Here is an 18,028-nt window from a genome sequence, read left to right as displayed (position 1 = left end):
AGTCCAGCAGGAGGAGCCATTATTCATAACCCGTTGAGTCTACTCAGCGGGTTTTTTTGTTGTCTGAATTTAGGTGTTAAAAAAACCGCACTTTTGAAGTGCGGTTTTAGCTGGGACTTTGAATTACTGGCTTAAACTCAGCAGCGCATTGCTGATTTCATTGTCGTTATAGAACTTGGTCACGACATCTTGGAACGATTTGTTGATGATTTTTTGAATGCCTTCATTATTTACACCGAATACCCCCTCTTGCGAGTTGGTGGCGCCGAAGCTTTTCGAGAAGGTGCCTTTTGCGCCTTGTACTTCGACCACCATATTCACTTTGCTGTCGATTTTATATTTCAGATTGCCTTCGGTTACTTGCGCATTGAAGTCAGTGATTCGAACCACTACGTTGCTGTTCGAGTTAGCGCCGCTGGCAATGCGGAAACCTTTGCTGTTCAGCCCTTGTTGTACCACTTGTTGAAACAGTTGCGATACTTCAGGACTTGAGGTTAAATGCTTCATGCTGCCGCTTTCAGTATAACTGGCAATGGTAGCTGTGTTGCGCTGATCTTGGCTGACAACATTGACGATAACCCGCTGATTGGCAGTGTTAAATTGTGCGGTTGGTGCCGGTGGGGTGAAGGTCAATATGTTATTGCTTTGGGTTTGACAGCCGGTCAGTAATACCGCACCGCCTAATAGTAAGGCATATGAAAAAGTTTTTAATGTGGCTTGTTTCATTTTATCTCCTTAAGATCAACAGACCCTAAATGTTGTGTAAAATATCTGAGGGTTATTGTTGCAAACTAACGCAACAAAGTATAGCGTTAGACCGTAAAATCGCTATTTTATTCACATTATTATTGTTTTATTTGAACGTGGGAGTTTTTATGGATCAGCAACAGATTACCGCACTTTTGCAACAGGCATTGCAGCCTAGCTATCTAGAGGTGGTTAATGAAAGTCATATGCACGCTTCCGGTAAAGGGGCGAATTCACATTTTAAAGTGATTGTGGTCACTGCAGCATTTAGTGGTTTGCGGGCGGTGGTACGCCATCAAAAAATCTATCAACTCGTCCAACCACAAGACAACGCCATTCATGCTCTGGCAATTCATGCCTATGACGAAACCGAATGGCAAGAAAAACAGCGGCAAGTCTTGGCGTCACCGAATTGTATGGGGCATGGTGATTAACTCCTTGTAGTTATTTCGTAACACTGTGATAACAAATTTAGCAAAATAATGGACTCAGATCAAAAAAAGTCGTGGTTAAAGTAGAATTATAGGGGGTGAATTGGTTACAATAAGCCGTTTCTATTATCAAAAATTTAACCACTCGAGACAGCTTGTTTTGTGAATGTAAGGATCAAATACAGCTTTTCGAGGGAACCAGAATTTGAGTTTTAACTTTTATGTTTGAGCGGTAAGTATTTATCGGCGATCTTCATTGCGATACGGTAAAACTTTTTCGCCATTCATTGCTCAAAACGAGGCTGTTGCCAGCGATGATCTTGCGGTAGCAGTCGTGATGTAAACCTAACTAAAAGTAGTGCTAACAATATGATTACAATTAAGAAAGGCTTGGATCTTCCAATTTCAGGGAAGCCGGCACAGGTAATCCAGAATGGCCCTGCCATTACTGACGTTGCGGTGCTTGGCGAAGATTATGTGGGTATGCGTCCGTCTATGAGTGTCCGCGAAGGGGATGTTGTCAAGAAAGGTCAGGTGCTTTTCTCTGATAAGAAAAACCCGGGTGTGGTATTTACTGCACCGGCAAGCGGCACCGTGACGGCAATTAATCGTGGCGCTAAGCGTGTATTACAATCGGTGGTGATTCGCATTGAAGGAAATGAACAAATTACCTTTGACCGCTATGAGCCTCAGCAACTGTCGTCGTTAAGTGACGAACAGGTTCGTCAAAATTTACTGCAATCTGGTCTGTGGACCGCACTTCGTATGCGTCCGTTCAGCAAAACGCCGGCAGTTGATAGCATCCCGGCAGCTATTTTTGTCAACGCCATGGACAGTAATCCATTGGCAGCTGATCCAACAGTGATTATTCAAGAAAATCAGCAAGCGTTTCAAGATGGCTTGTTGGTGTTGAGTCGTTTGAATAGCAACAAGCTGTATCTGTGCAAAGCTGCGGGTTCATCGATTAATACACCACAAATCGAGAAGCTGCAAACCGAAGAGTTTGCCGGCCCGCATCCTGCCGGATTAAGTGGTACACATATTCACTTTTTAGATCCGGTCAGTGCCACCAAATCGGTATGGTATTTGAATTATCAAGATGTGATTGCAATCGGTAAATTGTTTACCACCGGAGAATTGTATGTGGAACGAGTGGTTGCGCTAGCTGGACCACAAGTGAACAATCCGACATTGTTACGCACTCGTTTGGGCGCCAATCTTTCACAATTAACAGCCAATCAATTAAAAGACGGTGAAAACCGTGTAATTTCCGGTTCAGTACTGAGTGGTACCACTGCGGTTGGTCCGCATGACTATTTGGGACGTTATGCGTTACAAGTTTCGGTGATTGCCGAAGGGCGTGAAAAAGAGTTCTTAGGCTGGATCATGCCGGGTGCAAATAAATTTTCGGTTACTCGTACCGTATTGGGGCATTTCGGTAGCAAACTGTTTAATTTTACCTCAGCACTTCATGGTGGACATCGTGCGATGGTGCCGATCGGCTCATACGAGCGAGTTGTACCGCTGGATATTATCCCAACCCTGCTGCTGCGTGATTTGAGTGCGGGTGACACCGATAGTGCTCAAGCCTTGGGTTGTTTGGAGCTTGATGAAGAGGATTTGGCACTTTGCACCTTTGTCTGTCCGGGCAAAAATGAATATGGTCCAATCTTGCGTGCTGCGCTAGATAAGATCGAGAAGGAAGGTTAAAAATGGGCTTAAAACATTTTTTAGAGAAAATCGAACCTGCATTTTTGCCGGGCGGAAAATATGAAAAATGGTATGCGTTGTATGAAGCCACCGCAACATTTTTATACACACCGGGTACAGTAACCCACAAGTCTTCGCACGTCCGTGATGCGATCGACTCAAAACGGATGATGGTATTGGTTTGGTTAGCACTGTTTCCGGCAATGTTTTACGGCATGTATAACGTCGGTGCGCAATCGTTGTTGGCATTAGGCAGCTTGGCATCACCAGATGTTTTTGCGCAAAATGTCGCACAAAATATTGCCAATGATTGGCATTTTGCGCTGGCTGATATGTTCGGTATTTTGTCGCAAAGTGCGGGAGTAATAGCGAAAATTGTATTGGGCGCTATTTTCTTTTTACCAATCTATGCAGTCATTTTTGCAGTAGGTGGTTTCTGGGAGGTGCTGTTCGCTACCATTCGTCGGCATGAAATTAATGAAGGTTTCTTTGTCACTTCAATTTTATTAGCACTTATTGTTCCACCAACGCTACCGTTATGGCAAGCCGCCTTGGCAGCTACATTCGGGGTTGTTGTTGCCAAAGAAGTGTTTGGCGGTGTGGGTAAAAACTTTATGAACCCAGCGTTAGCGGGACGGGCTTTCCTGTTCTTTGCTTATCCGGGACAAATTTCCGGGGATACAGTCTGGGTGGCCGCAGATGGTTTTTCTGGTGCAACCGCACTTTCACAGTGGGCAACCGGTGGAGAAGCGGGGCTGAAGCATGTGGTTACCGGCGAGCCGATCCAATGGATGGATGCGTTTTTAGGTAATATCCCTGGTTCTATCGGTGAAGTCTCTACCTTGGCGTTATTGATTGGGGCAGCCATTATTGTTTTTGCCCGCATTGCTTCTTGGCGGATTATTGCCGGGGTAATGATTGGGATGATCGCGATTTCGACGCTATTCAATCTGATCGGTTCCGAAACCAACCCACTATTCGCTATGCCTTGGTATTGGCATTTGGTACTGGGTGGTTTTGCTTTAGGGATGCTGTTTATGGCAACTGATCCAGTGTCTGCCTCTTTCACCAATAAAGGCAAATGGTGGTACGGTATTTTAATCGGAGCAATGTGCGTCTTGATCCGTGTAGTTAACCCGGCTTACCCGGAAGGGATGATGTTAGCGATTCTATTTGCTAATTTGTTTGCGCCGTTATTTGACTACTTGGTCGTTCAGGCAAATATCAAACGTAGGAGAGCTCGCAATGTTTAAAAAAGACAGTTTTGCAGGCACAATTCTGGTTATCCTTTTGATCAGCTTGGTCTGCTCTATTATTGTTGCTGGCTCGGCAGTGAGCTTAAAACCGGCACAAGAGAAGCAAAAATTACTGGATAAACAAAAAAATATCCTGAGCGTGGCCGGTTTGTTGAAGCCGGGTATCAATATTAATGAAGTCTATGCAAAAAATATTGAACCGCGTCTGGTAGATTTAAATAGCGGTGAATATGCACCGGAACAAGCTGGATTTGATGCAGCTGCTGCGGTTAAAAATCCGCAAACCAGTATTGCGCTACCTGCCGAAGATGACCTGGCTAAAATTCGCCGTCGTGCCAATTTGGCAGAGGTTTATCTAGTCAAAAATGATCAGGGCCATGTGGATAAAATCGTGTTACCGATTTATGGTTCCGGGCTGTGGTCAGTGATGTACGGTTTTGTGGCGGTACAACCTGACGGCAATACGATTGACGGTATCACCTATTACCAACACGGCGAAACGCCGGGCTTGGGTGGTGAAATTGAAAATCCAAGCTGGCAAGCCCAATTCCCGGGTAAGAAAATTTATGATGCCCAAGGACAAGAAACATTATTTGTTGCCAAAGGCGGTTCGGCCAATAAGGAACACGGAATCGATGCGTTATCTGGTGCTACGCTAACGGCGAACGGCGTCGATGCCAGCTTTAAATTCTGGTTCGGTAAAAACGGTTTCGGTCCGTTCTTGGAAAAATTAAGAACAGGAGTATTAAACAATGGCTGAGTTAAAAGGTAGAAAGGGCTTATTGTTATCCCCTATCTTGGATAACAACCCGATTGCATTGCAAATCCTCGGGATCTGTTCTGCGTTGGCGGTGACAACCAAGTTGGAAACCGCTGTGGTGATGGCAATTGCGGTAACCTTTGTTACTGCATTCTCGAGTTTATTTATTTCGGCCATTCGCAACTTTATTCCGAACAGCGTGCGGATTATTGTGCAAATGGCGATCATCGCCTCTTTGGTTATCCTAGTTGACCAAATTTTGCGGGCTTACGCTTACGATATTTCTAAGCAACTCTCGGTATTCGTCGGTTTGATTATCACCAACTGTATCGTTATGGGACGTGCGGAAGCGTTTGCGATGAAGGAAGGTCCGGTAGACAGTTTTATTGACGGAATCGGTAACGGCTTAGGCTATGGTGCGATTTTAATCGTGGTAGCATTTTTGCGTGAACTGATTGGATCCGGAAAATTGTTCGGCGTGACAATCATGCAAACCGTGAACAACGGTGGCTGGTATCAGCCGAACGGCCTGTTCTTGTTGGCACCAAGTGCATTCTTTATTATCGGTTTCGTTATCTGGTTATTAAGAACCTACAAACCGGAACAAGTGGAGAGTAAATAAGCATGGAACACTATATTAGTCTTTTTGTGCGTTCGATTTTTATCGAAAACATGGCACTGGCTTTCTTCCTTGGCATGTGTACTTTCCTGGCGGTATCGAAAAAGGTATCGACAGCTTTTGGTTTGGGCATCGCGGTTATCGTGGTATTGGGCATTGCAGTACCGGCCAATAATGTGGTGTATAACCTAATCTTAAAAGACGGTGCTTTGGTTGAAGGTGTTGATCTCAGTTTCCTTAACTTTATTACCTTTATCGGTGTGATTGCGGCCTTGGTACAAATTCTGGAAATGATTTTAGATAAATATTTCCCGGCATTGTATAACGCCTTAGGGATTTTCCTGCCGTTGATCACAGTAAACTGTGCGATTTTCGGTGGCGTGTCCTTCATGGTACAACGTGATTATAATTTTGCTGAATCGGTGGTTTACGGTATCGGAGCGGGCACTGGCTGGATGTTGGCCATCGTTGCTTTAGCCGGGTTGACCGAAAAAATGAAATATTCCGATGTGCCAAAAGGTTTACGTGGCTTGGGAATTACATTTATCACGGTAGGCTTGATGGCGCTTGGCTTTATGTCATTCTCCGGCATTCAGTTGTAAAGAGAGGAATAGCAGATGGAAATCATTTTAGGTATCGCAATGTTTACCGTGATCGTGCTGGTATTGGTGGTGTTAATTCTGTTCGCCAAATCCAAACTGGTCAATTCCGGTGACATTACTATCGGCATCAATGAAGATCCGAGCAAAGCGATTAAACTGCCTGCGGGCGGCAAGTTATTAGGCGCATTGGCGAGCGAAGGTATTTTCTTATCTTCTGCTTGCGGTGGCGGCGGCTCTTGCGGTCAATGTAAGGTAAAAGTATTACATGGTGGCGGCGATATTTTACCAACCGAACTTTCCCATATCAGCAAAAAAGAAGCCAAAGAAGGCTGGCGTTTGGGATGTCAGGTTAACGTCAAAACCGATATGGAAGTGGAAGTCGAGCCGGAAATTTTCGGTGTGAAAAAATGGGAATGTACCGTTATTTCTAATGACAACAAAGCGACCTTTATCAAAGAGTTGAAATTGGCAATTCCGGAAGGCGAGGAAGTTCCGTTCCGTGCCGGTGGTTATATTCAGATTGAAGCTGATCCGCATACCGTCAGATACAGCGACTTTGACGTGCCACAAGAGTATCGTGAAGATTGGGATAAATTCAATTTATTCCGCTATGTTTCTAAAGTGGATGAGCCGATCACACGTGCTTACTCAATGGCATCCTATCCGGAAGAGAAAGGGATCATCATGTTGAACGTGCGGATTGCAACGCCGCCACCGAAACAGCCTGATGCACCTCCGGGACAAATGTCGTCTTATATCTGGTCATTAAAAGCCGGTGATAAAGTGACCATTTCCGGGCCGTTTGGTGAATTCTTCGCCAAAGAGACCGATGCCGAAATGGTGTTTGTCGGTGGCGGTGCGGGTATGGCGCCGATGCGTTCGCATATCTTTGATCAGTTAAAACGCTTGAAATCGAAACGTAAAATGACCTATTGGTACGGCGCTCGCTCCAAACGTGAGATGTTCTATGTGGAAGATTTTGACGGTTTGCAAGCGGAAAATGACAACTTCAAATGGCATGTCGCCCTGTCTGATCCATTACCGGAAGATAATTGGGACGGCTACACCGGCTTTATCCACAACGTATTGTATGAAAACTATCTGAAAAACCACGAAGCACCGGAAGATTGTGAATACTATATGTGCGGACCGCCGATGATGAATGCCGCCGTAATCGGCATGTTGAAAAACTTGGGCGTTGAAGACGAGAACATCCTCTTAGACGACTTTGGCGGTTGATAACCATTTTGGAATGAAAAAATGTTATTAAAACAAGTAAGTTATTGGCTGGCCCGTATCGGGCTAGCCTTTTTTATTAGCGTCAGTGTGGTTGCCTGTGGTGATCACAGTACGGAAGTGGTTTTTGGTGGCAAGACCATGGGCACCACTTATAATGTGAAATATTTGGCAGACAGTAAATTGGATTTACCGTCACCGGATGAGGTACAAAAGGCGTTAGACCGCACTTTGCAAGAAGTGAACCGTCAAATGTCGACCTATCAAAAAGACTCGGAAATTTCACGTTTCAATCAATTACAGCAAGCGGATACACCGTTTGCAATTGCGCCGGAATTTGGTAAGGTGGTTGAAGAAGCGATTCGCTTAAACCAAGTGACCGATGGCGCTTTGGATATTACCGTCGGACCACTGGTCAATTTGTGGGGCTTCGGGCCGGAAAACCGCCCAGACAAAGCGCCGACAGAGCAAGAGATTCAAGATCGGCGCACTTGGGTCGGAATTGAGAAGTTGCATCTGGATAAACAAGACGGGCAATATCAACTGCGTAAAAGCGTACCAAACTTATATATTGATCTGTCTGCGATTGCCAAGGGCTTTGGTGTCGACCAATTGGCCGATTATTTGGACTCGCTGCATATCGAGCACTATATGGTTGAAATCGGTGGTGAAGTGCGGGCTAAAGGCTTGAACAAAGAGGGGAAAGCCTGGCAAATTGCGATCGAAAAACCGGAGTTTGACGGTTCAAGAGCGGTACAGCAAATCATCGGGCTGCAAAATATGGCTATGGCGACGTCGGGCGATTATCGCAACTATTTCGAACAGGACGGTGTGCGTTTCTCCCACGAGATCGATCCCAAAACCGGCAAGCCGATCGGGCATAATCTGGTTTCAATCACTGTCTTATCCCCCTCTTGTATGACCGCAGACGGCTTGGCAACGGGGCTTTTCGTACTTGGTGCGGATAAAGCACTGGAGATTGCCGAAAAAAATAAGTTGGCAGTTTACCTGATCATCAAGACAAATAATGGCTTTGAGATTAAAATGTCATCAGCGTTGAAACCGATGTTGGCGCAATAATAATAGGAGAGAGAATGAAACTATTTTTGATTACTTTTGGCTTTTTCGTCTTGGTTATTTTGGCGATGTCGATCGGTTATTGGATTAAACGCAAATCGATTCACGGCAGTTGTGGCGGTATCGCCAGTCTAGGTTTGGACAAAGTATGTGATTGTCCGGAACCTTGTGACAACCGCAAAGCCAAAATGGCCGCTGAAGCCGCCAGACAGCAAAAGCTGCAACAGCAGGAACGCATTATCTAATGCAAGCGTTCGAAGGTCAGTGATTGCTGCTCGACCTTCGATAACCTCAATTTTATTCTTTTATTTCAAACAATTGGATTTTCAATGAGCTTAATCTCAGCAACTTTTGAGAAATTAAACCCGCTTAGCGATGCGCAAAAAGCGCTTAATGCCGCTAAAAAAGTCATTGTCGGCATGTCCGGTGGCGTCGATTCTTCGGTTTCTGCCTATATTCTGCAGCAGCAAGGCTACCAAGTGGAAGGGCTGTTTATGAAAAACTGGGAAGAAGATGATGACAGCGACTATTGTACCGCCACAACCGATTTAGCTGATGCGCAAGCCGTTTGCGATAAACTGGGCATTCAGCTGCACAAAATCAATTTTGCCGCTGAATATTGGGATAATGTATTTGAGCATTTCTTGAACGAATATAAGGCAGGGCGTACGCCCAATCCGGATATTTTGTGCAATAAAGAGATTAAATTTAAAGCCTTTCTGGAGTATGCTGCGGAAGATCTAGGGGCGGATTATATTGCCACCGGCCACTATGTGCGCCGTTCGGTGCTTGACGAAAACAGCCAAAGTGCGGTCGGCGTTAAGGTACAACTGCTGCGTGGTTTGGACAACAACAAAGACCAGAGCTATTTTCTGTATACCTTAAGCCATCAACAAGTGGCGCAAAGTCTGTTTCCGGTCGGAGAATTGGAAAAACCGCTGGTGCGCCAAATTGCCGAAGAGCTGGGGCTGATCACCGCCAAGAAAAAAGACTCGACCGGCATCTGTTTTATCGGCGAACGCAAATTTAAAGATTTTCTAGCACGTTATCTGCCGGCACAACCGGGAGAGATCCGAACCCTTGAGGGCGACGTGATCGGCCAACATGACGGCTTGATGTATCATACCCTCGGACAGCGCAAGGGCTTGCGGATTGGCGGGGTGAAAGGCAAAGACGAAAATGCGTGGTATGTGGTGGAGAAAGACCTGGTTAACAATGTGCTAATCGTGGCGCAAGGCTTGGATAATTCCGCATTATTATCCAGCGGCTTAATTGCACAACAGTTGCATTGGGTCGATCGAGAACCGATTCGCCAAGCGCTGCGTTGTACGGTCAAAACCCGCTATCGCCAAGAGGACATTGCCTGTGAAATTCTGCCGCTTGGCGATGATAAGATCGAAGTGCGCTTTGACCAGCCACAAATTGCAGTGACACCGGGACAATCGGCGGTGTTTTATCAAGGCGAAGTTTGCCTCGGTGGCGGCATTATCGAAAGTGCGGTTAAAAGTGCAATTAAGTAGTGAGTGATAAGCGAATGCCAACCGCACTTTACACCATCCGCTCAATGCAAGCCGATGATTATGCGCAAGTTGCCGAACTGTGGCGCAACACCCCCGGTATGGGTATGAGCGCAGTGGATGATAACGAACAAGCCATTGCCACGTTTCTTGCTTTCAATCCTGCGCTCAATTTTGTGGCGCAAAGCGATGGGAAAATTATCGGCGTGATTATGTGCGGTTATGACGGCCGCCGCGCCACGATTTACCACATGGCAGTGGCGCAAAACGTTCAGGGCAAAGGCATCGGCACCGCACTTTTACAGCATCTTGAACAACAATTGGCACAACAACAGATCAGCAAAGCCCGCTTGTTAGTCTTCGCTGACAACCAAAGCGGCAATGCCTTTTGGGCAAAACAGGGCTGGACCTGGCAAACAGCGTTGAATTATTATTCTAAAGATTTCAGCTAGACAGAGGAAAAAATGACAACGACTATTAGTGATGTGGTATTGAGCGAAAGTGCGGTACAACAGGGCGTGGCAACAGTCGCAGCCTTGCTAAATGCACAATATCAGTATTCACAAAATCAAAGTGCGGTGGTGATCACCGTCGTGCCCGGTGGGATTTTATTCACTGCCGATTTGGTTCGCAAACTCACGTTTGAAATCGAAATGGATTACATCTCCTGCCCGCACACCCCTGGTGACCGACAAAATCAATCTGAGATTGTGTACCACCAGAATATTGCGATCACAAATCGTGATGTGATTTTAATCGACGATGCCATTGAATCCGGCGGCACCATGAAGCGTTTAGTCGAACACCTGCAAACCTTCGCCCCAAAATCCCTTGCCATTGCCACCTTGTTTGTTAAACCGGGACGGGTGGATATTCCCGTGAAACAATATCACGCCTACGAAATGCAAAACGACGATTTACTGGTCGGCTACGGCTTGCCTTGGCAACATAAATGGCGTAATTTACCGTTTGTGGCGGGGCTGGTAAATAATCAGGAATGAAAACCAACGAGCACTTAATTTAAAACATTGAGTGATGAACAGATCGAAGCCGCTACCAGATCTGGTTTGATTTTCAACCGTTAAGCAAACCCTAGAGCCCGTTGCAAATTTAATGTAAACTTAATCCAATTTAAACAGCAGGACTCTATCGAAATACTATGGCAGACTATCACGATCTCACCCTCGCCCTGGCCGGTGTTTGTCAGGCAGCGAAGTTGGTGCGGCAATTTTCGGAACAGGGCAGCGCTGATCAAGCAGCGTTTGCGGTGTCGCTGAAATCATTAATCAACACTTCACCAAAATCCACGTTGGACGTTTACGGTGACGATCCGCACAATCTAAAGCTGGGACTGAGCACGTTGCTGGAGCAGGTTTCCGGTGCCAAGGGTGAGATGGATATTAACGTCGGGCGCTATTGGATGAGTTTGATCGCATTGGAAGCCAAGCTGGAAAAGAACCCACAAAGCAAGCAGCTATTGGGCAGCCGTATTCAAGGCTTGGATCGCCAACTACAACATTTTGAGTTGCTTGATGACCAGATGATCGCCAGCATCGCTGCGATTTATGTCGATGTGATCAGTCCGCTGGGGGCGAAGATTCAAGTGAAAGGTTCGCCGGTGTATTTGCAGCAAACGGCGATTCAAAATCGGGTGCGTGCCACTTTGCTGTGTGGTATTCGCTCGGCTGTATTATGGCGGCAGTTGGGCGGTTCGCGCCTGAAATTGTTGTTCAGCCGTAATAAATATTATCAACATGCGCAACAGATTTATTCTTCTCTTTAATTTCATCACACGGAGTTTTCGCTAATGGAACTTAATGCTCTAACCGCACTTTCGCCGATTGACGGCCGTTATCAAGACAAAGCCGCCAGTTTACGTTCAATATTCAGTGAGTTTGGTTTGCTGAAATTTAGGGTGGAGGTCGAAGTCCGTTGGTTGCAAAAATTAGCGGCAACTGCTGAAATCGCTGAAGTTGCTGTTCTTTCGCCACAGGCAAACGATTATTTGAATCAGATCGTGGCGGATTTTTCCCTTGCCGATGCGCAACGGATTAAGGAGATTGAGCGCACCACCAACCATGATGTGAAAGCGGTGGAGTATTTCTTAAAAGAGAAATCCGAAGCCCTGCCGGAACTGGCCGCGGTGAGCGAGTTTATCCATTTTGCTTGTACCTCAGAGGACATCAACAACTTATCGCATGCCTTGATGCTAAAAACCGCACGTGACGAGGTGATTTTGCCGGCGTGGCAGAAGCTGATCAGCGAAATCAAAGGCTTGGCAGAACAGTTTAAAACCATTCCGCTATTGTCGCGCACCCACGGGCAACCTGCCTCTCCGTCCACTGTCGGCAAAGAAATGGCGAACGTGGTGTACCGTTTGCAGCGCCAGTTGAAACAACTGCAACAGGCAGAGATTTTGGGCAAAATCAATGGTGCGGTGGGCAACTACAATGCCCATTTGTCGGCCTATCCGGATATTGATTGGCACCGCTTCAGCCAAGAATTTGTCGAAAGTTTGGGGATTACTTGGAATCCATATACTACGCAAATCGAACCGCATGACTATATTGCCGAGATGTTTGATAATATCGCACGTTTTAACACCATTATCATCGATTTTGACCGCGATATGTGGGGTTATATCGCCCTGAATCACTTCAAGCAGCGCACCATTGCCGGCGAAATCGGCTCGTCAACCATGCCGCACAAAGTCAATCCGATTGACTTTGAAAACTCCGAAGGCAATTTGGGCTTGGCCAATGCGGTGATGGCGCACTTGGGCGCAAAACTGCCGATTTCCCGCTGGCAGCGTGATCTCACCGATTCGACTGTGTTGCGTAATCTTGGGGTTGGCTTGGGCTATAGCCTGATCGCCTATGCCGCCAGCAGCAAAGGCATCAGCAAGTTAGAGGTCAATGAAGCGCATTTGCGTGCCGAACTGAATCAAAACTGGGAAGTGCTGGCTGAGCCGATTCAAACCGTGATGCGCCGTTATGGTATTGAAAAACCGTACGAGAAATTGAAAGAGCTGACCCGTGGCAAACGCGTGGACGCAGCGGCCATGCAGGCGTTTATTGATGGCTTGGTTATTCCTGACGCCGAAAAAGAGCGCTTAAAACAACTGACGCCGGCGAATTATATTGGCGCGGCGGTTGAGTTGGTGGAGAAATTATAGCTTCAGCTGTGAAGTGCGGTCTGCGCGACCGCACTTTGATGCTTTGCTGCGACTTCTCGGCGTTGATCTTCTCGACAAAAGCAAAAGATTAAGGCTATAATTCAGCAAGTTTATTGACATTCACAAATTGAAAAGGAATATAACATGGGTTTAGAAAAAGTCCCTGCCGGTAAAGAACTGCCAGATGATATTTATGTGGTGATTGAAATCCCTGCCAATGCAGATCCAATTAAATATGAAGTAGATAAAGACTCCGGTGCGGTGTTTGTCGATCGTTTTATGGCAACTGCCATGTTCTATCCTGCCAACTACGGCTATATCAACAATACGCTGTCGTTAGACGGTGATCCGGTTGATGTGCTGGTGCCAACCCCTTATCCATTACTTCCTGGCTCGGTGATCCGTTGCCGTCCGGTCGGCGTGTTGAAAATGACCGATGAAGCGGGCTCGGATGCCAAGCTGATTGCCGTGCCGCACAGCAAATTGAGCAAAGAGTACGATCACATTAAAGACATTAATGATGTGCCGGCGTTGCTGAAAGCGCAAATCCAGCATTTCTTTGAAAACTACAAAGCACTGGAAGCCGGCAAATGGGTGAAAGTGGACGGTTGGGAAGGTGTTGAAGCAGCGCGTGAAGAGATTAAAACCTCGTTTGAGCGTGCCAAGAAATAACATCGTTTCATATACTATGAATGGGTTGATTTCATACCGCGCTTTGTAAAAAGTGCGGTATTTTTTTAATAATAAGGAGCTAATAATGAGAAACCACTTCAAAGCAATGACCTTGGCGTTGATGTTATCTGTTGGCTTGGCAGGTTGTGCCGACACCCAAACCATTAATCAGCAAGCGGCTAGCAGTTATACGCAAACGATTAATCAAATGAAGCAGCAGGGAGTGATTGATACTTCCTCAGCAACCTCACAACGGATTCAAAAAGTCTTCCAGAGAATCAAGCCGTATGCAGAAAAAGCTAATGACACCGGTGTGCCGTTTCAGTGGCAGATTACGGTGATGAAAAATAATGAATTGAACGCATGGGCGATGCCGGGTGGAAAAATGATGTTTTATACCGGCTTGGTCGAGCGTTTGAAATTAAATGATAACGAAATTGCAGTGGTGATGGGGCACGAAATGGCGCACGCACTGAAAGAACACGGCAAGCAAAAAGTGAATTTTAATATGGCGACCGGTCTTTTGGGCAGTATTGGTAATGTCGCGCTATCTGCCGCCACAGGTTATGATTTCAGTACGGTTGTCGGTTTGACGCAAGAATACGGCTTGAATAAACCCTTTTCACGCAGCAATGAAACCGAAGCGGATGAGATAGGTTTATTGTTGATGGCGGAAGCCGGTTATGATCCTGAAGCGTCGATCAGCCTGTGGCAGAAAATGAGTGCTGCCAGTGGTGGTTCAGGTGGCGCATTGGAAGGTTTGATCTCCACTCACCCGACCGATTCAGCGCGTGAAGCCAATTTGCGTAAGCTGATGCCGGAAGCACTGGAATTGTATAAAAAATCAAATAAAGCAGGTTAATAGGCTAGCGAATTGGTATAAATCATGATACATGTTCGTTTTTGCGTCGCTATTGCGCTATTATTTTCGCTGTTGGGTTGCACCAGCAGCGAAAGTCTGAATCAGCGTTCCGCCAAAAGTTATCAGCGCATGGTCAATCAAATGGAAATGTTCGGCGTGGTGGAGCACGACTCGGAATTGGCGCTTAGAGTACAACGGGTTTTTACACGTTTGCACCCGATTGCGGAGAAAAGCAATCAGAGTGGCAGCGCTTTCGATTGGCAGATAACAGTCTTGCGCAATCCAAAAGAAGCCGGGGCATGGACAATGCCCGGTGGAAAAATGGTCATTTATACTGGGTTGCTTGAAGTTCTAAAATTAAGCGATGATGAATTGGCGCTGATTTTAGCGCATGAAATGGCGCATGTCGTCAAAGAGCATGGCAAACATCAGGTAAATATCAGTCGAGCCAGTTATGCACTTGGTTTGTTTGGCTCAGTGGCAGCCTCGAGTTTAGTCAATTATGCCGGGAGTGCGGTGGTTTTGGCGCCGGAATATGCGGTGAATAAACCTTATTCGCGCAACAATGAACTGGAAGCCGATCGATTGGGGCTGCTGATTATGGCGGAAGGCGGTTATAATCCAAATGCTGCCAAGGCATTGTGGGCAAAAATGTATGAGTTTTCCGGTGACAACAATGGATTTCTCCGCCAATTAGCCTCGACACACCCCGCCTATGCCGAACGAGAAGCCAATTTGGCAGAGGTATTACCGCAAGCATTGGACATTTATCGGCACACTCAACAAGCAACAACTAATTAGTTGGATTGAACTCAAACCTAACCGCACTTTCATATTGTCATTGATCATTTTGCGACATGGGCTAAGTGAGAGAGTAATCTTTATAGTTCAACGTATGATTTTGATGTTGAAATCCTAGCACCGAAAACGGAGATCATGATGATCGAGCTACAAGATGTCAGTAAACACTATGCGGATAAAATAGCGGTACGAAATGTCAGCATGACGATCCATTGCGGTGAGTTTTTCGTGTTAGTGGGTGAAAGCGGCAGCGGCAAAACAACACTATTGAAAATGCTGAATGGGCTGATCGACAAAGACGGTGGTGAAATTATTATTGCCGATAAAAATAGCCGTGAGTACAACAAGCGTCGGCTACGTCTAGAAATGGGCTATGTTTTGCAGCAAATTGCGCTATTTCCCAATATGACGGTAGCGGAGAATATTGCCCTGATCCCGGCATTGAAAGGTTGGGATAAAAAGCGAATCACCGCACGCACGCATGAGTTATTGGAAAAAGTACAGCTGCCGCTCGACTATCTTACGCGTAAACCTGCTGAATTATCCGGCGGCGAACAGCAACGAATTGGCATTTTGCGTGCCGTTATTGCCGAACCGAAAATTATTTTGATGGATGAACCATTCAGCGCCTTAGACCCGATTTCTCGTTTGGAATTGCAGAATTTGATTTTGCAAATTCACCGTGAATTTGCTCCGACTATCGTTTTTGTTACCCACTATGTAGAAGAAGCCTTGAAATTAGGTGATCGAATCGGCGTGATGAAAGACGGTATTTTGCAGCAGCTTGCCACGCCACAAACTATTTTGCAACAACCGGCGAATGACTATGTACAGCGTTTTTTCCAACCGGTTGAAGCCGTAGGCAGGACAGAATGAGCGATTTTCTAACCACATTGGTTAGCCGTCAACAAGAATGGCTGCAAGCGATTTTAGTCCATTTGCAATTATCATTATTGTCGGTGCTGCTAGCAGTATTAATTGCATTGCCGTTGGCGGTGCTGTTAGAGAAATATCAACGTGCAGCCAATTGGTCATTGCAATTAAGTGGTATCTTGCAAACGATTCCGTCTTTAGCGCTGCTGGGATTGCTCATCCCATTGGTCGGTATCGGTAAACTGCCGACCATTATCGCACTGGTCGCATATGCGATTTTCCCGATTCTGAACAGCACCTATACCGGATTACGCGAAATTCCGTCCTCGCTGGAAGAGGCTGCCGAAGCTTTTGGCATGACCTCCTTTGAAAAATTAAAAAAATATCGGTTAGCTCTGGCATTGCCGATGATTATTGCTGGCATCCGCACTTCCACCGTGATGGTGATTGGCACTGCAACATTGGCGGCGTTGATCGGTGCTGGCGGCTTAGGCAGTTTTATTTTATTGGGCATTGACCGCAATAATAGTGCATTGATCTTAATCGGTGCATTTTCTTCCGCCTTGTTGGCAATGTTGGCGCACTATGCCATCAGTTATTTAGCACGGTTGCGACTGAAAACCATCGGAATTATTTTTATGACCGCACTTTTGCTGGTGCTTGGCAGTTTGACGGTCGGCGGTACGTTTTTTAAGAGTAAGCAGCATGATAATACGCTGATCATTGCCGGAAAATTGGGGAGTGAGCCGGATATTTTAATCAATCTGTATCAACAATTGATCGAAGCCAATTCCGATATAAAAGTGGTGCTGAAACCTAATTTCGGCAAAACTGTTTTTTTATATAACGCTTTGAAGCGTGGCGACATTGATATCTACCCTGAATTTAGCGGCACGATTGTGACGACCTTGTTGCCGAATTCAGGCTTTGCTGAAACAGAGCCGAATGCAGTATATCAATATGCTAAAACACAGATTCAACAGCAAGATAATTTAGTGTATCTGTTACCGATGCAGTTTCAGAATACCTATGCAGTGGTAGTGAAAAATGAATATGCTCAGCAGCATGGGCTGGCAACGATCTCTGATTTGCGCAAGGTTGAGCAAAGTGCGGTTGCCGGTTTTACCCTTGAGTTTAATGATCGTGAAGACGGTAACCAAGGCTTGAAATCTCGCTATGGGCTGAATTTAACGGTCAAAACGATGGAACCGGCGTTGCGTTATCAAAGCCTATTGAATAATGAAACACAAATTGCCGATGCGTATTCGACCGATAGTGAAATAAAACAGCACCATTTGACGTTGTTACGTGATGACAGGCAGTTGTTTCCAGCCTATCAGGCAGCACCGTTGCTACGTGCGGAAACATTAGCTAAATATCCGAAGTTAATGGTTATTTTGAATCAATTAGCCGATAAAATCAGCGAACAGCAGATGATAGAGATGAATTATGCGGTTAAGGTTGAAAACCGATCGGCAAAAGCAGTCGCACGTCAATATTTATTAGCACAAGGATTATTACAAGAATAAGCTCGATATGAAACATCAATCTGTTTGCGCTGACTTTTCGCCTCATTGATCCAAAATTCTGATTTACGCCAGTGGATAAATTAGATACAATAATGAAAGTAATTCTCACTTACAAGAATACAAAGTGTTACCGCACTTTGTATTTTTTATTCTTTATTTCA

At 45.8% G+C, this 18,028-nt stretch carries 20 protein-coding genes; 19 read left to right on the top strand and 1 reads right to left on the bottom strand.

The window, feature by feature from the left end; all coding sequences use genetic code 11:
• Positions 1-123: 123 nt before the first annotated feature.
• Positions 124-726, bottom strand: a complete 603-nt coding sequence (locus tag FHQ30_RS05280) for a YajG family lipoprotein (protein ID WP_139610198.1) — start codon at positions 724-726, stop codon at positions 124-126.
• Between the two features lie 149 nt (positions 727-875).
• Between FHQ30_RS05280 and FHQ30_RS05275 the strand changes: the two genes are divergently transcribed.
• The 19 genes from FHQ30_RS05275 to FHQ30_RS05185 all read left to right on the top strand — a co-directional run bounded on the left by FHQ30_RS05275 (position 876) and on the right by FHQ30_RS05185 (position 17,867).
• Positions 876-1,181 carry a BolA family protein gene (locus FHQ30_RS05275; protein WP_139610197.1) on the top strand — a complete coding sequence of 102 codons (306 nt, stop codon included), beginning with the start codon at positions 876-878 and terminating at the stop codon, positions 1,179-1,181.
• Between the two features lie 366 nt (positions 1,182-1,547).
• The gene (locus FHQ30_RS05270) at positions 1,548-2,888 is read left to right on the top strand and encodes a Na(+)-translocating NADH-quinone reductase subunit A (RefSeq protein WP_139610196.1); all 1,341 of its coding nucleotides are present in this window, start codon (positions 1,548-1,550) and stop codon (positions 2,886-2,888) included.
• Between the two features lie 2 nt (positions 2,889-2,890).
• Positions 2,891-4,141: an NADH:ubiquinone reductase (Na(+)-transporting) subunit B gene (locus tag FHQ30_RS05265; protein ID WP_139610195.1), complete on the top strand. Its 1,251-nt coding sequence runs from the start codon at positions 2,891-2,893 to the stop codon at positions 4,139-4,141.
• Complete coding sequence (locus FHQ30_RS05260) at positions 4,134-4,904, top strand: Na(+)-translocating NADH-quinone reductase subunit C (RefSeq protein ID WP_139610194.1); 771 nt, start codon at positions 4,134-4,136, stop codon at positions 4,902-4,904. Before FHQ30_RS05265 ends, FHQ30_RS05260 begins: the two co-directional genes overlap by 8 nt.
• Positions 4,897-5,526, top strand: coding sequence for an NADH:ubiquinone reductase (Na(+)-transporting) subunit D (locus FHQ30_RS05255; protein WP_139610193.1), 630 nt, complete (start codon positions 4,897-4,899; stop codon positions 5,524-5,526). Before FHQ30_RS05260 ends, FHQ30_RS05255 begins: the two co-directional genes overlap by 8 nt.
• Positions 5,527-5,528: 2 nt before the next feature.
• Complete coding sequence (gene nqrE, locus FHQ30_RS05250) at positions 5,529-6,125, top strand: NADH:ubiquinone reductase (Na(+)-transporting) subunit E (protein ID WP_132967754.1); 597 nt, start codon at positions 5,529-5,531, stop codon at positions 6,123-6,125.
• A gap of 15 nt (positions 6,126-6,140) precedes the next feature.
• Positions 6,141-7,364: an NADH:ubiquinone reductase (Na(+)-transporting) subunit F gene (nqrF, locus tag FHQ30_RS05245; protein ID WP_139610192.1), complete on the top strand. Its 1,224-nt coding sequence runs from the start codon at positions 6,141-6,143 to the stop codon at positions 7,362-7,364.
• Between the two features lie 21 nt (positions 7,365-7,385).
• The gene (locus FHQ30_RS05240; RefSeq protein WP_139610191.1) at positions 7,386-8,441 is read left to right on the top strand and encodes an FAD:protein FMN transferase; all 1,056 of its coding nucleotides are present in this window, start codon (positions 7,386-7,388) and stop codon (positions 8,439-8,441) included.
• Between the two features lie 14 nt (positions 8,442-8,455).
• Positions 8,456-8,683, top strand: coding sequence for a (Na+)-NQR maturation NqrM (nqrM, locus tag FHQ30_RS05235; protein ID WP_139610190.1), 228 nt, complete (start codon positions 8,456-8,458; stop codon positions 8,681-8,683).
• A gap of 84 nt (positions 8,684-8,767) precedes the next feature.
• The gene (mnmA, locus tag FHQ30_RS05230; protein ID WP_139610189.1) at positions 8,768-9,958 is read left to right on the top strand and encodes a tRNA 2-thiouridine(34) synthase MnmA; all 1,191 of its coding nucleotides are present in this window, start codon (positions 8,768-8,770) and stop codon (positions 9,956-9,958) included.
• Positions 9,958-10,407, top strand: a complete 450-nt coding sequence (locus FHQ30_RS05225; RefSeq protein WP_267963737.1) for a GNAT family N-acetyltransferase — start codon at positions 9,958-9,960, stop codon at positions 10,405-10,407. Before mnmA ends, FHQ30_RS05225 begins: the two co-directional genes overlap by 1 nt.
• Positions 10,408-10,419: 12 nt before the next feature.
• Positions 10,420-10,956, top strand: coding sequence for a phosphoribosyltransferase (locus tag FHQ30_RS05220; RefSeq protein WP_176552581.1), 537 nt, complete (start codon positions 10,420-10,422; stop codon positions 10,954-10,956).
• Positions 10,957-11,114: 158 nt separating this feature from the next.
• Positions 11,115-11,738: a high frequency lysogenization protein HflD gene (gene hflD, locus FHQ30_RS05215; protein WP_139610188.1), complete on the top strand. Its 624-nt coding sequence runs from the start codon at positions 11,115-11,117 to the stop codon at positions 11,736-11,738.
• Positions 11,739-11,762: 24 nt separating this feature from the next.
• The gene (purB, locus tag FHQ30_RS05210; RefSeq protein ID WP_139610187.1) at positions 11,763-13,130 is read left to right on the top strand and encodes an adenylosuccinate lyase; all 1,368 of its coding nucleotides are present in this window, start codon (positions 11,763-11,765) and stop codon (positions 13,128-13,130) included.
• 144 nt (positions 13,131-13,274) lie between these two features.
• Entirely contained in the window at positions 13,275-13,802 is a 528-nt protein-coding gene (ppa, locus tag FHQ30_RS05205) for an inorganic diphosphatase (RefSeq protein WP_132967762.1), read from the top strand.
• An 85-nt stretch (positions 13,803-13,887) separates the two neighbouring features.
• Entirely contained in the window at positions 13,888-14,664 is a 777-nt protein-coding gene (locus FHQ30_RS05200) for a M48 family metallopeptidase (RefSeq protein WP_139610186.1), read from the top strand.
• Positions 14,665-14,688: 24 nt separating this feature from the next.
• Positions 14,689-15,465 carry a M48 family metallopeptidase gene (locus FHQ30_RS05195; protein ID WP_139610185.1) on the top strand — a complete coding sequence of 259 codons (777 nt, stop codon included), beginning with the start codon at positions 14,689-14,691 and terminating at the stop codon, positions 15,463-15,465.
• Positions 15,466-15,603: 138 nt separating this feature from the next.
• Positions 15,604-16,341, top strand: coding sequence for an ATP-binding cassette domain-containing protein (locus FHQ30_RS05190; RefSeq protein ID WP_139610207.1), 738 nt, complete (start codon positions 15,604-15,606; stop codon positions 16,339-16,341).
• A complete protein-coding gene (locus tag FHQ30_RS05185; protein ID WP_139610184.1) occupies positions 16,338-17,867 on the top strand; it encodes an ABC transporter permease/substrate-binding protein in 1,530 nt (509 codons plus the stop codon). Before FHQ30_RS05190 ends, FHQ30_RS05185 begins: the two co-directional genes overlap by 4 nt.
• The last annotated feature ends 161 nt before the right edge of the window (positions 17,868-18,028 follow it).

The sequence above is a fragment of the Testudinibacter sp. 'clade 2' genome (assembly GCF_006227735.1).
GTDB lineage: Bacteria > Pseudomonadota > Gammaproteobacteria > Enterobacterales > Pasteurellaceae > Chelonobacter.
This window is presented reverse-complemented; position numbering and strand designations above follow the sequence as displayed.

Coding starts and splice junctions, on each gene's coding strand:
- FHQ30_RS05220 (WP_176552581.1), top strand. CDS start 10,420: ATGACAACGACTATTAGTGATGTGGTATTGAGCGAAAGTGCGGTACAA.
- hflD (WP_139610188.1), top strand. CDS start 11,115: ATGGCAGACTATCACGATCTCACCCTCGCCCTGGCCGGTGTTTGTCAG.
- FHQ30_RS05260 (WP_139610194.1), top strand. CDS start 4,134: ATGTTTAAAAAAGACAGTTTTGCAGGCACAATTCTGGTTATCCTTTTG.
- purB (WP_139610187.1), top strand. CDS start 11,763: ATGGAACTTAATGCTCTAACCGCACTTTCGCCGATTGACGGCCGTTAT.
- FHQ30_RS05190 (WP_139610207.1), top strand. CDS start 15,604: ATGATCGAGCTACAAGATGTCAGTAAACACTATGCGGATAAAATAGCG.
- FHQ30_RS05185 (WP_139610184.1), top strand. CDS start 16,338: ATGAGCGATTTTCTAACCACATTGGTTAGCCGTCAACAAGAATGGCTG.
- FHQ30_RS05270 (WP_139610196.1), top strand. CDS start 1,548: ATGATTACAATTAAGAAAGGCTTGGATCTTCCAATTTCAGGGAAGCCG.
- nqrM (WP_139610190.1), top strand. CDS start 8,456: ATGAAACTATTTTTGATTACTTTTGGCTTTTTCGTCTTGGTTATTTTG.
- FHQ30_RS05280 (WP_139610198.1), bottom strand. CDS start 726: ATGAAACAAGCCACATTAAAAACTTTTTCATATGCCTTACTATTAGGC.
- FHQ30_RS05275 (WP_139610197.1), top strand. CDS start 876: ATGGATCAGCAACAGATTACCGCACTTTTGCAACAGGCATTGCAGCCT.
- FHQ30_RS05255 (WP_139610193.1), top strand. CDS start 4,897: ATGGCTGAGTTAAAAGGTAGAAAGGGCTTATTGTTATCCCCTATCTTG.
- mnmA (WP_139610189.1), top strand. CDS start 8,768: ATGAGCTTAATCTCAGCAACTTTTGAGAAATTAAACCCGCTTAGCGAT.
- FHQ30_RS05240 (WP_139610191.1), top strand. CDS start 7,386: ATGTTATTAAAACAAGTAAGTTATTGGCTGGCCCGTATCGGGCTAGCC.
- FHQ30_RS05195 (WP_139610185.1), top strand. CDS start 14,689: ATGATACATGTTCGTTTTTGCGTCGCTATTGCGCTATTATTTTCGCTG.
- FHQ30_RS05265 (WP_139610195.1), top strand. CDS start 2,891: ATGGGCTTAAAACATTTTTTAGAGAAAATCGAACCTGCATTTTTGCCG.
- ppa (WP_132967762.1), top strand. CDS start 13,275: ATGGGTTTAGAAAAAGTCCCTGCCGGTAAAGAACTGCCAGATGATATT.
- FHQ30_RS05200 (WP_139610186.1), top strand. CDS start 13,888: ATGAGAAACCACTTCAAAGCAATGACCTTGGCGTTGATGTTATCTGTT.
- nqrE (WP_132967754.1), top strand. CDS start 5,529: ATGGAACACTATATTAGTCTTTTTGTGCGTTCGATTTTTATCGAAAAC.
- nqrF (WP_139610192.1), top strand. CDS start 6,141: ATGGAAATCATTTTAGGTATCGCAATGTTTACCGTGATCGTGCTGGTA.